The sequence below is a fragment of the Pseudorhizobium halotolerans genome (assembly GCF_902153235.2).
In the GTDB taxonomy this organism is placed as follows: Bacteria; Pseudomonadota; Alphaproteobacteria; order Rhizobiales; family Rhizobiaceae; genus Neorhizobium; species Neorhizobium flavum.
Genome location: NZ_CABFWE030000005.1, coordinates 1096876 through 1111432, shown reverse-complemented (window position 1 = coordinate 1111432; position 14557 = coordinate 1096876). Strand labels below are relative to the sequence as shown.

13 protein-coding genes are annotated in these 14557 nt (G+C 61.3%); 4 read left to right on the top strand and 9 right to left on the bottom strand.

Going from position 1 to position 14557, the window contains the following annotated elements:
* On the bottom strand, positions 1-218 hold a 218-nt coding region (locus FN060_RS23090), incomplete at its 3' end, for a TCP-1/cpn60 chaperonin family protein (RefSeq protein ID WP_280514323.1).
* Positions 219-266: 48 nt separating this feature from the next.
* Positions 267-581, bottom strand: a complete 315-nt coding sequence (groES, locus tag FN060_RS10395) for a co-chaperone GroES (RefSeq protein WP_052642052.1) — start codon at positions 579-581, stop codon at positions 267-269.
* Between the two features lie 20 nt (positions 582-601).
* Between groES and FN060_RS10390 the strand changes: the two genes are divergently transcribed.
* Positions 602-757 (top strand): hypothetical protein, encoded by a 156-nt coding sequence (locus FN060_RS10390; RefSeq protein ID WP_183949641.1) that lies wholly within the window; start codon positions 602-604, stop codon positions 755-757.
* Positions 758-859: 102 nt separating this feature from the next.
* On the top strand, positions 860-1132 hold the full coding sequence (locus FN060_RS10385) for an usg protein (protein ID WP_142587969.1): 273 nt from the start codon (positions 860-862) through the stop codon (positions 1130-1132).
* Positions 1133-1162: 30 nt separating this feature from the next.
* On the opposite strand, the gene FN060_RS10380 is transcribed toward FN060_RS10385, so the two are convergent.
* Positions 1163-1465, bottom strand: coding sequence for a DUF982 domain-containing protein (locus tag FN060_RS10380; protein ID WP_142587968.1), 303 nt, complete (start codon positions 1463-1465; stop codon positions 1163-1165).
* Positions 1466-1813: 348 nt separating this feature from the next.
* On the opposite strand from FN060_RS10380, the gene FN060_RS10375 reads away from it, so the two are divergent.
* Positions 1814-4702 carry a hybrid sensor histidine kinase/response regulator gene (locus FN060_RS10375; protein ID WP_183949649.1) on the top strand — a complete coding sequence of 963 codons (2889 nt, stop codon included), beginning with the start codon at positions 1814-1816 and terminating at the stop codon, positions 4700-4702.
* Here FN060_RS10375 and FN060_RS10370 read toward each other — a convergent pair.
* Together FN060_RS10370 and FN060_RS10365 are read right to left on the bottom strand one after the other, a co-directional pair.
* Positions 4699-5193, bottom strand: coding sequence for an MgtC/SapB family protein (locus tag FN060_RS10370; RefSeq protein ID WP_142587966.1), 495 nt, complete (start codon positions 5191-5193; stop codon positions 4699-4701). The two genes, FN060_RS10375 and FN060_RS10370, sit on opposite strands and share 4 nt — an antisense overlap.
* 94 nt (positions 5194-5287) lie before the next feature.
* Positions 5288-6544, bottom strand: a complete 1257-nt coding sequence (locus FN060_RS10365; RefSeq protein WP_142587965.1) for an AGE family epimerase/isomerase — start codon at positions 6542-6544, stop codon at positions 5288-5290.
* A gap of 150 nt (positions 6545-6694) precedes the next feature.
* On the opposite strand from FN060_RS10365, the gene metH reads away from it, so the two are divergent.
* Positions 6695-10468, top strand: a complete 3774-nt coding sequence (metH, locus tag FN060_RS10360) for a methionine synthase (RefSeq protein ID WP_142587964.1) — start codon at positions 6695-6697, stop codon at positions 10466-10468.
* A 33-nt stretch (positions 10469-10501) separates the two neighbouring features.
* On the opposite strand, the gene FN060_RS10355 is transcribed toward metH, so the two are convergent.
* From FN060_RS10355 to FN060_RS10340, 4 genes are all read right to left on the bottom strand, one after another.
* A complete protein-coding gene (locus FN060_RS10355; protein WP_142587963.1) occupies positions 10502-11557 on the bottom strand; it encodes an ABC transporter ATP-binding protein in 1056 nt (351 codons plus the stop codon).
* A gap of 12 nt (positions 11558-11569) precedes the next feature.
* Positions 11570-12361, bottom strand: coding sequence for an ABC transporter permease (locus FN060_RS10350; RefSeq protein WP_077546657.1), 792 nt, complete (start codon positions 12359-12361; stop codon positions 11570-11572).
* Entirely contained in the window at positions 12358-13233 is an 876-nt protein-coding gene (locus tag FN060_RS10345; RefSeq protein ID WP_142587962.1) for an ABC transporter permease, read from the bottom strand. Before FN060_RS10345 ends, FN060_RS10350 begins: the two co-directional genes overlap by 4 nt.
* A 116-nt stretch (positions 13234-13349) precedes the next feature.
* A complete protein-coding gene (locus tag FN060_RS10340) occupies positions 13350-14456 on the bottom strand; it encodes an ABC transporter substrate-binding protein (RefSeq protein ID WP_142587961.1) in 1107 nt (368 codons plus the stop codon).
* Between the last annotated feature and the right edge of the window lie 101 nt (positions 14457-14557).

Genomic DNA, 14557 nt, shown 5'->3' with positions numbered 1-14557 from the left:
ATCTGGGCGCCCATGTTCTCGAACTTGTCTTCCAGTTCGATTTCCTTGGCGACGGAGACGCCGTCCTTCGTGATGCGCGGGGCGCCGAAGGACTTGTCGATCACGACATTACGACCTTTCGGGCCAAGCGTCACCTTCACGGCATTGGCAAGAACATCGACCCCACGCAGCATGCGTTCACGGGCATCGATGTTGAATTTGACGTCTTTAGCAGCCATGGTTCACTCCTCTATAGGCAGCTGGTTATGACTGAAACTACGGCGCCCTCAGGCGGCCTTCTTCTCGGCGACACGCGCCTCGATCACACCCATCACATCGCTTTCCTTCATGATGAGAAGGTCTTCGCCGTCGATCTTGATCTCGGTACCTGACCATTTTCCGAACAGGATGCGGTCGCCGACCTTAACGTCGAGCGCCTGGATCTGACCCTGCTCGTTGCGTGCGCCGGGGCCGACGGCGATCACTTCGCCTTCCTGCGGCTTTTCCTTCGCGGTATCGGGAATGATGATGCCGCCCTTGGTCTTCTCCTCTGAGTCGACGCGGCGCACCAGAATGCGATCATGAAGCGGTCGGAACGTCATGTTTTCCTCCTGGACAAACAATGATGATCAATTTCCCCCTGCCGGACCGGACGACCAATCCGGACAAGTGCCGATCCTCTGCTGTAGCAATCGGCGGCAATCGATTTGGTTGGGCATTTTCAGGGATTCAAGAGGCTTCAACAAAAAAATCAGCACTCGGTGATCGCGGCTGCTAACGCTATGTAAAGGAACGTCTATTCCGTCTGACAGTTACGGTTTCTGTTGATCGGAGGGCGCATTTGCGGCAGCCTGTCATGCAGTTGTAACGGAGATGAAGAATGCGATTTTCGTCTGATCTGGAATACCAGCTGAACGGTTACGGCCTCACCACCGCCCACATCCTCTATCGCCTGCCGGATTTTGGCTCGGTGCTGCAGACGTATGTCTGGCAGGACTACGACCTGGCGCCCGATTTCCCCGAAATGCGCAAGTTCCTCGATTTCTGGGAGAGCAATCTGGAAGGGCCGCTTCATTCGATCCGCTACACTCATAAGCGGCTCATCGGACCTCAGGAGTGGAGACAGATCGACGGCGAGTTTAAGCTGCATTGAACGGAGGGACCGCTCCAGCGGCCCCAGGAATCAGACGGGCTGTCTCGCGTCTGCCGGTGCGTCGGTCAGGATTGCGGGCAGGTGATCGTCTTCGTAGGCGAGCAGTCCATGTCTGCGCGCGAAGGCCATGAAGGCCGTTCGCGCAGTTTCAGCCTCGATCTCACCGGCCAGAGCGGCACGGCAGGCCTTCAGGGCAAGCGAATACAGGCGGTCCCTTTGCCAGGACGGGCGATCGTTCAGGAACGCTGTGGCGCCGAGCACACTCTCGATCTGGGCGGGATAGCCGAGGCCGACGACAATCGGTACAGGGGCAAGAAAGCAAAGGTCACGCATCTCTCCTCCTCGGGTCATCAAGCTTCTATGTCAGCAGGTAACCGGATTGTCTTCCTGCTGGATCGCTGTGCAGTGGTTCCAGTAGGTGGTGGTCGGGGCGTCCCTTCACTAACAGGAGGACGCTCTTGAGCAACGTTGATCTGCGGGCTGCCCAACCCGAATCTACCGCCTGCGGACCCAAACCGCCTGAAAATATCGGATAAAGCCTGATTTTCTTCAAGATCGCGAGCAGACGATTTTAAGATTTTGCCGCTCGAATGAATCGGCAGCTTAGCCATGGTCGGCAGCGCAATTGTCATCCCCGGCGGAAGCTATATAACCAGTACGTAATCTGGCATGGGAATGGGTATGTTTCGGCGGACTGACCTATCGAATTTCGATCTGAACGAGTTGTTCAATCTCTCTCCCAATCCCTACGTCCTCCTGGACCGGGATCTGCGTATGGTCGGTGCGAATAACGCGTATTTGGCGGCAACCGCGCGGTCCGAGGAGGAGGTCATCGGTCACCTCATGTTCGAGGTGTTTCCCAGCGACCCGAATTCCGGGCACGGAAAGATGCTGCGGGATTCCTTCGCCAGGGTGTTGGCAACCGGGGATGTCGACCATCTTCCGATGATCCCTTATCCCATTTCCGGTCCGGATGGACTGATGCAGAACCGGTATTGGAGTGCCACTCACACGCCGATCAAGGATGCCGAAGGCGCCGTGCTCTTCATTCTCCAGCACACGGTCGACGTGACTGAACTGCATACCCTTCGGCAGGGAGCGAGTGCTGCCGAAGACTGGAAGATGCAGACCGACCTGCTGCGCCGGGTGGACGCGGTTCAGGGGCAGAACCGTATTCTGGGGGAGGAGCGCGAGTACCTCCGCAAGCTGTTCGAGCAGGCGCCCGGATTCATGGCAGTGCTGCGTGAACCGGAGCACATCTTTACGATCGCCAATCGCTCCTATCGTGAACTGGTCGGTCGGGAGGACCTGATCGGCAAGGCCGTGCGGGATGCGCTTCCGGACATCAGCGGGCAGGGCTTCTACGAACTGCTCGACCAGGTCTATACGACGGGGGAACCTTATGCCGCCAACGCTGCACGTGTCGTGCTGGATCGGGGGGCGCTTGGGCCGCAGGAGCGCTATCTCGATTTTGTCTACCAGCCGATCCGAGATGCTGACGGCAAAGTGTCTGGCATATTCGTTCAGGGACACGACGTCACCGCCCTGAGACTGGCCCAGGAGACGGCCAAGGAAAACGAGAACCGTTTCCGAACGCTTGCACAATCGCTCCCCAACCAGGTCTGGACGGCGAGACCTAACGGCGAGGTAGAGTGGTGCAACGACCAGGTCTACCGCTACAGCGGTATGCAGAAGCTGCATTTCGATGCCAATAACCGCTCCGCCATGGTCCATCCCGACGATGCCGAGCGAGTCTCGGGTGAATGGCAGCAGTGTCTGCGCACCGGCAAGCTCCTTGAGGTGGAGTTGCGACTGCGCCGCAATGACGGCGTCTACAGGTGGTTCATCAGCCGAGCCGCGCCGTTGACCAACAGCGACGGCGACATCATCCTCTGGGTGGCTACCAACACCGATATCGAGGAACAGAAGCAGACTGAGTCCCATCTCGAATATCTGGCGGAATCGCTTGGTCAGACTATCGAAGCGCGCACCCAGGAGCTCGAACGCACGCAGGAGGCGCTGCGTCAGAGCCAGAAGATGGAGGCGATCGGCAACCTCGCCGGCGGCATCGCCCATGACTTCAACAATCTGCTGCAGGTCATCACAGGCAATCTCCAGCTCCTCGGCCGCGACCTTGCCGGAAACGAGGTTGCCGAAAGACGCGTCTCAGGCGCCCTGGCGGGTGCCGCCCGCGGCGCGCGGCTCGCGTCCCAGTTGCTCTCCTTCGGACGCCGACAGCCGCTTGAGCCGAAGGTCATCAATCTCTCGCGCCTGATCCGCGAGACGGATCAGCTGCTGCGGCGGAGCCTCGGGGAGGCGATCGAGATCGACACCATTGTCGGTGGCGGCCTGTGGAACACGCTGGTGGATCCGAGCAATGTCGAGAACGCCCTTCTCAACCTCGCAATCAACGCCCGGGACGCGATGGATGGAGAGGGCAAGCTGACGATCGAACTGGGCAATGCCTTTCTCGATGACGAATATGCGCGCAACGCCTATGACGTGAAGCCGGGGCAATATGTGATGGTTGCCGTCAGCGACACCGGGTGCGGCATGACGCCGGATATCCTGGAAAAGGTCTTCGATCCCTTCTTCACGACCAAGCCCGATGGCAAGGGCACCGGGCTCGGTCTCTCCATGGTCTATGGCTTCGTCAAGCAATCCGGCGGGCACATCAAGATCTACAGCGAGCCGGGCAACGGAACCACGGTGCGGATCTATCTTCCTCGATCGCTGGAGGCAGAGGATGTGGTTGCCGACAGTCTCGTCGGTCCCGTCACTGGCGGAACGGAAACAGTGCTTGTCGTGGAGGATGACGAGGCGGTACGCGAGGTCGCGGTCGGGCTGCTGACCGAACTCGGCTACAAGGTGCTTCGAGCCAAAGACGCGGACAGCGCACTGGCAATCGTCGAGAGCGGAGTGGCGATCGATCTGCTGTTCACGGATGTGGTGATGCCCGGCCGCCTCAAGAGCCGCGATCTCGCTCGCAAGGCGAAAGAGCGCCTGCCGATGCTCGGCGTACTCTTTACTTCCGGATACACCGAGAATTCCATCGTTCACGGGGGACGGCTCGATCCTGGCGTCAATCTGTTGAGCAAGCCCTATACGCGCGAGGCTCTCGCCAGGAAGCTGAGGCAGGCGATCGAGCAGGGTCGGGAAGAAGGTGCTTTGCGCAACCAAGTGCCGGAACCGAATCCCGCCGCAAAGGATGCTCCGATCAACGTTCTTCTGTGCGAGGACGAGGCGCTCATCCGAATCTCGACCGCGGATTTCCTGCAGGATGCGGGAATGAACGTCATCGAGGCAGGTACTGCAGGCGAAGCGATCGCCGCTGCGGCCGGCCAGCCGATCGACGTGCTGGTCGCGGACGTGCACCTGCCCGACATGAGCGGAGTCGAGCTGGTGCGGGAGGTCAGGCAGCGCTTGCCGACGCTGCCGGTCATATTCGCAACGGGGGACCGCAAGGTGTCGGAAATGGACGGTCTGGAAAACACGGCCCTCATCACCAAGCCCTATGACTATGAGACGCTAGCAAGCCAGATCCGGTCAATGGCGTCGGCACGGGGCTAACCTGTGTCTTCTTCCTTGATGCCGACCGCGATCTCGGTCTTGCGTAGCAGCCAGAGGACAACGAGGCCGGTGATAGTGGCGATGACGGCTACGACCCACATGCCAAGCCCGACCGTAAGTCCCACACCGGCGGAAAGCCACATGCTTGCGCCGGTGGTCAATCCGCGGACGGACCCGCGGGTATAGACGACAACGCCGGCGGCGAGAAATGCCACGCCTGACGTCACTGCTTCCACAAGACGTATCGGATCCATCTGCGTATCGGTATCGCCCGTGCCTATGTTTTGCAGCATGTGCAGCGTCACCAGGGCATAGATGGTGGCGGCAAGGCCAATGAGCATGTTGGTGCGAATGCCGGCGGTATTCTTCCGGATTTCGCGTTCCAGGCCTATAAGACCGCAGAGAAAAAGGGCGCCGAAAATTCGCAGCAACAGGATCCGGATGTCGACGGGTGAAGTGTAGGAGAATTCGGCGGCCAGAACGTCAGTCATCGTGGGCGGTACCCGTCATGCAATCGTCATCCGACAACTGACGATGGGCGGGGAGGTTCCGACGCAAGGGCAGCCGGTCGATGCCGCCTTGGCTCTACAGCCTGCCTCCGGTCTCCTGAATTGCGCGGACCAGGCTGCCGGTCGCGGGAAAGAGCGGGATGAGGCAGGCCTGCAGTGCGTGGTAGATGTCACCCTTGCCCGGGAAGAGGGTATAGGAAGGTTCAAGATCCTCCGAAAGTTCCTCGTGCCAACCTCCGTTTGCGTGGTCGATGAAGCGGTTGGCGATCATGCTCCAGACCAGCCGATAGGTATCTTCGTAGAAATCATCGGCCGGCAGCTGCTCGTTCAGGAAATGCGCAGCTCCTGCCGCCTCGCACATCGGCCACCAGAGCTTGCTGGTCTTGGCCGGCCGGTCGTCCCAGTCAAGCGTGTAGAAGAGCCCGCCACGTTTCTTGTCCCACCCCAGTGACATGGCCTGCACGAAGAGCGAGTTGGCGGCCTCGGGCATCCAGCCATGCAGCTTGCCGCCCAATGACCAAAGCTGCAGCAGAAGCCGCGACCATTCCATCCAGTGACCGGGGGTCGTACCAGCGGGACGGAACATTTCGTTCCGGTGATAGTAGTTCCGGTCGATCTGCCATTCTGCATTGAAATGCTCCGCCACGCGAAAGCCAACGCTTCCAGCGGCGCGGCGGATGACCAGATCGGCAATGCTCTCGGCCTTCTCCAGATAATGTCTCTCGTCGGTGACTTCGAAGGCGGCCATCAGCGCCTCCGTGAGGTGCATGTTGGAATTCTGACCCCGATAGTCTCCGCCATCGATGAGCGACCAGTCGACTCCGAACTCCTCGGCAATCGCCCCATGTCGGCTTTCCCAGAAACGGGTATCGAGGTTTTCCGTTACGTCGGCGAGCATCTGGTCAGCCAGGGGATGGCCGGCAGCCTTTGCGGAAGAGGCCGCAAGCAGAACGAAGGCGTGTCCGTAGCCTTGCTTGGTATCGTCGACGGGCCCATCGTCATTCAACGACCAGAAGTAGCCGCCGTTGCGCTGGTCGCGGTGCTGCTGCCACAGGTAGCGGATGCCGTGATCGATAATGTCTCCGGCACCTGGCCGACCGAGCAGATAGGCGATCGAGTAGCAGTGGACCATGCGGGCCGACGTGTGGATGCCGCGTGTCGCGTTCTGCGGATCAAGGGGAAGACCCTCCGCTGTCAGGTCATGGAAGCCGCCCTTCGGATTGATGGCACGATACTGGAAGAAATCCATGAGCGCATCGGCTTGGCGCAGGAGCCACTGCCGATGGTAGTCGCGCTTCGCCCACGTCTTCGACATCGCCGCCTGATCGCTCATGAAATCCTCCGGAAGCCAAAGATGTGGCCGCGAAGGTATAGCGGGAGCGGGCAGGGCTGTCATCGCGTTTGTAGGCGAAAGATGGTGTCGTCTGTTTGACATAAAGATATCTTTATGCGCTTATGAGGAAAGCCTATAAAGGAGAGATGCATGTTCGACGAGCTTTTCGGTCCGGAGGCTGCACCGCGTGACGGAAAGGAAGTGCTTGCCGCTCTTCAAAAGGCCGCCCGCGAGCGCATCCTGGTTATTGACGGGGCGATGGGCACCCAGATCCAGGGGCTGGGCTTCGACGAGGATCATTTCCGGGGCGAGCTGTTTGCGGGCTGTGCCTGCCATCAGCAGGGCAATAATGACCTGCTGATCCTTACCCAGCCCAAGGCTATCGAGGAGATCCATTACCGCTATGCCATGGCCGGCGCGGACATCCTGGAGACCAATACCTTTTCCTCCACGCGCATCGCCCAGGCTGACTACGAGATGGAGGGGGCCGTCTACGACCTGAACCGCGACGGTGCACGCCTCGCGCGCCGGGCGGCGCTGAGGGCGGAGAAGGAGGATGATCGCCGTCGCTTCGTTGCCGGCGCAATCGGTCCGACGAACCGGACGGCCTCCATTTCACCGGACGTCAACAATCCCGGCTATCGGGCAGTATCGTTCGACGACCTGCGGATCGCCTACGGCGAGCAGATCGACGGCCTGATCGACGGCGGCGCCGACATCATCCTCATCGAGACGATCTTCGACACGCTCAACGCCAAGGCAGCGATCTTTGCCTGCGAGGAGCGCTTCGCAGAGAAGGGCGTCCGCCTGCCGGTGATGATTTCCGGCACGATCACCGACCTCTCCGGGCGAACGCTGTCGGGACAGACCCCGTCGGCATTCTGGTACTCGGTGCGGCACGCCAACCCCTTCACGGTCGGCCTCAACTGCGCGCTCGGCGCCAATGCGATGCTGCCTCACCTGCAGGAACTTTCGGCGGTGGCCGACACCTTCATCTGCGCCTATCCGAATGCAGGCCTTCCAAACGAATTCGGCCAGTATGACGAGTCTCCCGCGGACATGGCCGGGCAGATCGAAGAGTTTGCCCGGGAGGGGCTGATCAACGTCGTCGGCGGTTGCTGCGGCTCGACCCCCGAGCATATTAAGGCCATTGCCGAAACCGTGTCGCGCTATCCTGCCCGCGAGGTACCGAAGCACAGGCCGCTGATGTCGCTGGCCGGGCTCGAGCCCTTCGTGCTGACCAAGGACATCCCCTTCGTCAATGTCGGCGAGCGGACCAATGTCACGGGTTCCGCCAAGTTTCGCAAGCTGATCACAGCCGGCGACTACACGGCGGCGCTGGCCGTTGCCCGCGACCAGGTGGAAAACGGCGCACAGGTCATCGACATCAACATGGACGAGGGGCTGATCGATTCCGGTCGGGCCATGGTGGAGTTCCTCAACCTCATCGCGGCCGAGCCTGACATCGCCAAGGTCCCGGTGATGATCGACTCCTCGAAGTTCGAGATCATCGAGGCCGGTCTGAAATGCGTCCAGGGCAAGGCAATCGTCAACTCCATCTCGCTGAAGGAGGGAGAAGAGAACTTCCTCCACCAGGCCCGACTGATCCGCAACTATGGCGCCGCCGTCGTCATCATGGCGTTCGACGAGGCGGGGCAGGCGGACAGCTACGAGCGCAAGGTCGAGATCTGCCAGCGCGCCTATAAGCTGCTGGTCGAGACGGTGGGCTTCCCACCCGAGGACATCATCTTCGACCCGAACATCTTTGCGGTGGCGACGGGCATTGAGGAACACAACAACTATGGCGTCGACTTCATCGAGGCGACGCGCACCATCCGCGAGAAGATGCCGCTGGTCCACATCTCCGGCGGCGTCTCCAACCTTTCCTTTTCCTTCCGCGGCAACGAGCCCGTGCGCGAGGCGATGCACGCCGTTTTCCTGTACCACGCCATCCAGGCGGGCATGGACATGGGCATCGTCAATGCAGGGCAGCTTGCAATCTACGAGAATATTGACGCCGATCTTCGCGAAGCCTGCGAGGATGTGGTGCTCAACAGGCACGACGACGCGACGGAGCGGCTCCTCGAGATCGCCGAGCGCTATCGCGGCGCTGCCGGCAAGGAGGCGAAGGCACAGGATCTGACCTGGCGTGAATGGCCTGTCGATAAGCGTCTGGCACATGCATTGGTCAACGGCATTACAGACTTCATCGAAGCGGACACGGAAGAGGCGCGTCTGCAGGCCAAGCGCCCACTCGATGTGATCGAAGGGCCGCTGATGGCAGGCATGAACGTCGTCGGCGACCTGTTCGGGTCCGGAAAGATGTTCCTGCCGCAGGTGGTAAAGTCGGCTCGCGTGATGAAGCAGGCGGTCGCGGTGCTCCTGCCTCACATGGAGGAGGAGAAGCGACTGGCCGGGGGCGATCAGCGCCAGTCTGCTGGCAAGGTGCTGATGGCGACCGTGAAGGGTGACGTCCACGACATCGGCAAGAACATTGTCGGCGTTGTTCTCGCCTGCAACAACTACGAGATCATCGATCTTGGCGTGATGGTGCCGGCGACGAAGATTCTGGAAACGGCGGTTGCGGAAAAGGTCGATATCATCGGCCTCTCCGGGCTCATCACGCCGTCTCTCGACGAGATGGTGCATGTGGCGTCCGAGATGGAGCGGCAAGGGTTCGACATCCCGCTGCTGATCGGTGGCGCAACGACCAGCCGCGTCCACACGGCTGTCAAGATCCATCCGCGCTATGAACGTGGGCAGGCGGTCTACGTCACCGATGCCAGCCGTGCGGTCGGCGTGGTGTCTTCGCTGCTCTCGTCTGAAGCGAAGGCCGGCTACGTGGACACCATCCGGGCCGAATATGCCAAGGTCGCGGCTGCCCATGCCCGCAGCGAACTGGAAAAGAAGCGTCTGCCGCTGGCACGGGCGCGCGAAAACGCCGAGAAGCTGGACTGGACGAACTATCGTCCGAAACGCCCGAGCTTCCTTGGGACGCGCAGCTTCGATCACTACGACCTGGCGGAACTGGCCCGCTATATCGACTGGACGCCGTTCTTCCAGACATGGGAGCTGAAGGGACGGTTCCCGGCGATCCTTGAAGACGAGAAGCAGGGCGAGGCGGCCCGCCACCTGTGGGCCGACGCACAGGCGATGCTGGCGAAGATTATCGAGGAGAAATGGTTCAGGCCGCGTGCGGTGATCGGCTTCTGGCCGGCCAATACGGTCGGCGACGACATCCGGCTGTTTACCGACGAGACGCGCGCACAGGAACTCGCGACCTTCTTTACGCTCCGCCAGCAATTGTCGAAGCGCGACGGACGACCGAACGTCGCCCTGTCCGACTTCGTTGCACCCTTGGGCAGCGGTATCGAGGACTATGTCGGTGGTTTCGTGGTCACGGCCGGCTTCGAGGAGATCGCCATCGCCGAGCGTTTCGAGCGGGCGAACGACGATTACTCTTCGATCCTGGTGAAGGCGCTTGCCGACCGATTTGCAGAGGCCTTTGCCGAACGCATGCACGAGCGGGTGCGCCGGGAGTTCTGGGGCTATGCGCCGGACGAGAACTTCACCAATGAGGAACTCGTCAGTGAAGCCTATGGCGGTATCCGGCCGGCACCGGGCTATCCAGCTCAGCCGGACCATACGGAGAAGGATACGCTTTTCCGTATTCTTGACGCCGAAGCCCATACGGGGGTGACCCTGACTGAAGGCTATTCGATGTGGCCCGGTTCATCGGTCTCCGGCCTCTATATCGGTCATCCGGATTCCTACTACTTCGGCGTCGCCAAGGTGGAGCGGGACCAGGTGCGGGACTACGCTGCCCGAAAGGATATGGAGATCGCCGCCGTAGAGCGCTGGCTCGGCCCAGTTCTGAATTATGTGCCGACCGGATCTGGGGAGGCGGAGGACGAGGCAGCCTGATCATCAGCCGGGCCAGGCGGGTGGTGGACGGTCTTAGTCCGCCACCACGAGCAGGTCCTGCGCCGAAAAGTTGAGCGTCACCTGCTCGCCGGGTGCCGGCATTCTGAGATCCGGGGCGTTGAACATGTCGAAGGATATGGCATTGCCGCCGACGTCGATCTTGGTGCGGACGACCGAGCCGAGGAAACTCGATGAGAGGACGGTTCCCTGTAAGGCACTGTCGCCGCCCTCGGAGATCGAGCCGGCTTCGGGGCGCAAGGCGAGCAGGATTGGCTCGCCGGCCTTGTGGTTCCCGGGCATCTCCCGCAGCTTGACGACCTGGTCGCCGATCCGCACCGTCTGCGCCGCCGGATCTTCCACCTTCGCGTCGATCATGTTGAGGGTGCCGACGAAGGAGGCGACGAAGCGAGTGGTCGGGCGATTGTAGATTTCCGAGGGCGTGCCGATCTGGTCGGCGCGGCCGGCGTTCATCACGACGATGCGGTCGGAAATCGACAGGGCCTCTTCCTGGTCGTGCGTCACGAAGACCGTGGTGATGCCGAGCTGCCGCTGGATCTGGCGGATCTCCTCGCGCAGCGAGATGCGGATTTTCGCGTCGAGCGCCGATAGCGGTTCGTCCAGCAGCAGGAGTTGCGGCTTCGGCGCCAGCGCCCGGGCCAGCGCCACGCGCTGCTGCTGACCGCCCGACATCTGGTACGGGTAGCGGTCGGCGAGGTGCTCGAGGCGGATCAGCGCCAGCATTTCCTTCACCCGCGCCTCGATCTGAGCCTTCGGCGTGCCTGCCACCTTGAGCCCGAAGGCGACATTGTCGAAGACGTTCATATTGGGGAACAGCGCGTAAGCCTGGAAGACCATGCCGATATTGCGCTGGTTCGTCTTCAGCCGGCTCTGGTCCCGGCCGTCGATGCTGATCGTTCCGCCGGTCGGCGTTTCGAATCCGGCGATCATGCGCAGGACCGTCGTCTTGCCGCAGCCGGACGGGCCGAGGAAGGAGACGAACTCGCCCTTGTCGATCGACATGTTGAAGTCCTTCACCACCTGCACGGCGCCGAAGCTTTTCTGGAGGTTGTCGAGAACCAGGAACGACATGCAGTAGGATCCTTAGATGCGCGAGGGCGCCGCCTTGCTGAAACGCGACACGAGCTGGATGAGGCCAAGGCAGCCCCAGGTGATGGCGAAGGCAATGACGGACAGGGCGAACGGCTCGTAAGCCTTGTTGGCGCCGATCCGCTGCAGATACGGGCCGAACGCCGGGCGGTCGAGGAGGGCCGCCAGGGTGAACTCGCCGATGACGATCGCAAAGGTGAGGAAGGCACCCGAAAGTACCGCTGGAACCACGTTCGGAAGGATCACCCGGCGAAGGATCGTGAACCAGCCGGCGCCGAGGATCTGCGCGGCTTCCGTCAGGGTGGCGACGTCGATGGTTCTAAGCCCCGTATCGACCGCCCGGTACATGTAGGGCAGCGCCAGGATGGTATAGCCGAAGGCAAGGAGCGCGTTGGTGCCAAACACGGAGCCGGTCAGCGGCAGCCAGCTCGAAGTGTTGTAGAGCCGGATATAGCCAAAGACGACGACGATCGCCGGTATGACGAGCGGCAGGAGCGTGACGAATTCCACATAGGGACGGGCCCAGGGCATCTTCAGACGAACCCAGAATGCCGTCGGCACAACGATCAGGATGCCGATGGCGATCGTCACCAGTGCCATCACCACCGAATAGGTAAATGTCGCCTGGAACTGCGGGTCAGCGAAAACTTGCCGATAGGCATCGAAGGAGTAGACCCCTCGTCGTGCCTTCAAGGAAAACTCGAAGAGGCCGCCGAGCGGCACAAAGAAGTAGAGGAGGCCGAAGATCAGGACCGCCCAGCCGATGATGCGCGCCCCGATACTCATTTCAGCCACCTTTCGGCGCGGATGCGCAGCCAGATGTAGACCACGTTGGCAACGGCCGTGACAACGATCATCCCGAAGGCCATGGCATAGCCGAGGTTCGGATTGCCGAGCACATCCCCCCGAATCTGCGCGAAGAGCTGGATGGGCACAATGTTGAGGCTCGATCCGGTGAGGGCGATGGCGGTCGCGACGGCGCCGAAGGCATTGGCAAAGAGCAGCGCGAAGGTGCCGAGCAGCGACGGAAAGAGGATCGGCAGCGCAACCATCCGCCAGTACTGGAGGGTAGAGGCGCCGAGCACCTGTGCAGCCTCCCGCCATTCCCGGCGCAGCCCCTCCAGGGCGGGGGTGATGATGAGGATCATCAGCGGGATTTGGAAGAAAAGGTAGGTGACGGTCAGGCCCCAGAAGCTCAGGATGTTGAAGCCAAGGTCGCGTTGCAGGACGATCCCGAAGTTCTGGCGGAGCAAGACGGTGACGAGACCAACCGGACCAAAGGTCGCCAGGAAAGCGAAGGCCAGCGGCACTCCGGCGAAGTTGGAGGCGACTCCGGAGAAGGTCATCAGCGGGGAGCGGACCCAGCGAGGCACGGCGCCGAAGACAACGGCGACGGCCATTCCGAAGCCGATGAGGGATCCCAGCGCGGCGGAGGCGGCGGAGATCTTTATCGAGATCCAGTAGCTTGACGGGATTGTCCCGCTGTTGAGGTCGATGATGTTCTGCAGCGTGAACGACCCGTCACGCGTCTGGAAGGCGCCGATCACGATATGCATGGTCGGCATAAGCAGGAACAGCGTTACGAAGACCGCAAAGGGCGCCAGGCCGAGCCAGGTCAGTGGCAGGTGCAGCTGGGTTGCGGGAGAGCTATTGGTCATCGGCGCGGTCGTCTCCCTCGGCTCGGCTGTTGATCTGTGGCGAAAATACGGCGAGTGCCGTTCAAATGGCAAGCCCGGCCCGAATGCTTCGGACCGGGCCAATCAGTGGATGCGGATTACTGGACGTTGGCGCCGACGACGCTGTCCCAACCACCGGTGACGGCGGCCTTATTGGCATTCTGCTCCTCGACCGTCGGGAAGACGGCCGCTTCGTAGCTTTCAGCCGGCGGCAGGGCGTCCATCAGTTCCTGCGGGATTTTGCCGGCCTTTGCCATGGCGTTGAAGCGTGCCGGGTGGCAATAGCCCTTGAGCCAGAGGTTCTGGCCCTCGTCCGAATAGAGGTATTCCATCCAGAGCTTGGCAGCGTTCGGATGCGGCGCATAGGCCGAGATGCCCTGGACGTAGACGCCCGCAAGTACGCCCGTCTTCGGAACGACGACTTCGACCGGCGGATTGTCCTTGAGTTCGTCGCGCCATGCGAGGGCGTTGTAGTCCCAGGCGACCGCGATCGGCGTGGCGCCCTGAGCGATCGTGCCCGCCTTTGCAATGACCGGTACAAAGTTGCCGGCCTTGTTCAGTTCGGCGAAGTACTCGAGACCGGCCTTGCCGGATTCCTCGCCAGCCTTGGCACCTTTGGAAAGACCGGCTGCAAGCACGGCGAGAATGGCCTGGTTGGAGGCGCGCGGGTCACCGGCGAGGGCGACCTGTGCGGCGTAATCCGGCTTCAGGAGGTCGGCCCAGTCCTGCGGCACCGTCTCGACCATGTCCTTGTTCACGATGAAGGAGAGCACGCCGTAATAGTCACCGTACCAGTAGCCTTCGGCATCCTTGATTTCGTCCGGGATTTCGTCCCAGGTGGAGACCTTGTAGGGCTGCAGCAGGCCCTCTTCCTTCATCTGCGGGCCGAAGGCGAGCCCCACATCGATAACGTCAGGGGCCTGCGGGCCCTTGTTGTCCTTGTTTGCCTTGATGGCTTCCACTTCATCGGCCGAACCGGCATCGGGGTTCAGTTCGTTGACCTGGATTTCCGGGTACTTTGCCTTGAAGCCGGCGATGACTTCGCCATAGCCGCACCAGCTGTGGGGCAGCGCGATAGTGGTCAGCATGCCTTCCTTCTTGGCGGCTTCGATCAGTTCCGCACTGGGCTCGGCATAGGCCAGGCTCGTCGAGGCGATGACGACGGCGGTCGTCAGAGAGAGAAAGCGGTGGGTCTTGTTGAGCACGATATCCTCCTGAGGTTTGGTCGTGTGGCGGCGACTCGTAGAGCCGGTTCATGTACGGTATGTGACAGTCTGCACAGGTGAGTATTCGCTGATAAGTGTCC

What these genes read in the sequence shown, in the direction of transcription:
- groES (WP_052642052.1), bottom strand. Translation starts at nt 581, where the DNA reads ATGACGTTCCGACCGCTTCATGATCGCATTCTGGTGCGCCGCGTCGAC.
- FN060_RS10350 (WP_077546657.1), bottom strand. Translation starts at nt 12,361, where the DNA reads ATGAGTATCGGGGCGCGCATCATCGGCTGGGCGGTCCTGATCTTCGGC.
- FN060_RS10375 (WP_183949649.1), top strand. Translation starts at nt 1,814, where the DNA reads ATGTTTCGGCGGACTGACCTATCGAATTTCGATCTGAACGAGTTGTTC.
- FN060_RS10355 (WP_142587963.1), bottom strand. Translation starts at nt 11,557, where the DNA reads ATGTCGTTCCTGGTTCTCGACAACCTCCAGAAAAGCTTCGGCGCCGTG.
- metH (WP_142587964.1), top strand. Translation starts at nt 6,695, where the DNA reads ATGTTCGACGAGCTTTTCGGTCCGGAGGCTGCACCGCGTGACGGAAAG.
- FN060_RS10370 (WP_142587966.1), bottom strand. Translation starts at nt 5,193, where the DNA reads ATGACTGACGTTCTGGCCGCCGAATTCTCCTACACTTCACCCGTCGAC.
- FN060_RS10345 (WP_142587962.1), bottom strand. Translation starts at nt 13,233, where the DNA reads ATGACCAATAGCTCTCCCGCAACCCAGCTGCACCTGCCACTGACCTGG.
- FN060_RS10380 (WP_142587968.1), bottom strand. Translation starts at nt 1,465, where the DNA reads ATGCGTGACCTTTGCTTTCTTGCCCCTGTACCGATTGTCGTCGGCCTC.
- FN060_RS10385 (WP_142587969.1), top strand. Translation starts at nt 860, where the DNA reads ATGCGATTTTCGTCTGATCTGGAATACCAGCTGAACGGTTACGGCCTC.
- FN060_RS10365 (WP_142587965.1), bottom strand. Translation starts at nt 6,544, where the DNA reads ATGAGCGATCAGGCGGCGATGTCGAAGACGTGGGCGAAGCGCGACTAC.
- FN060_RS10390 (WP_183949641.1), top strand. Translation starts at nt 602, where the DNA reads ATGATGATCAATTTCCCCCTGCCGGACCGGACGACCAATCCGGACAAG.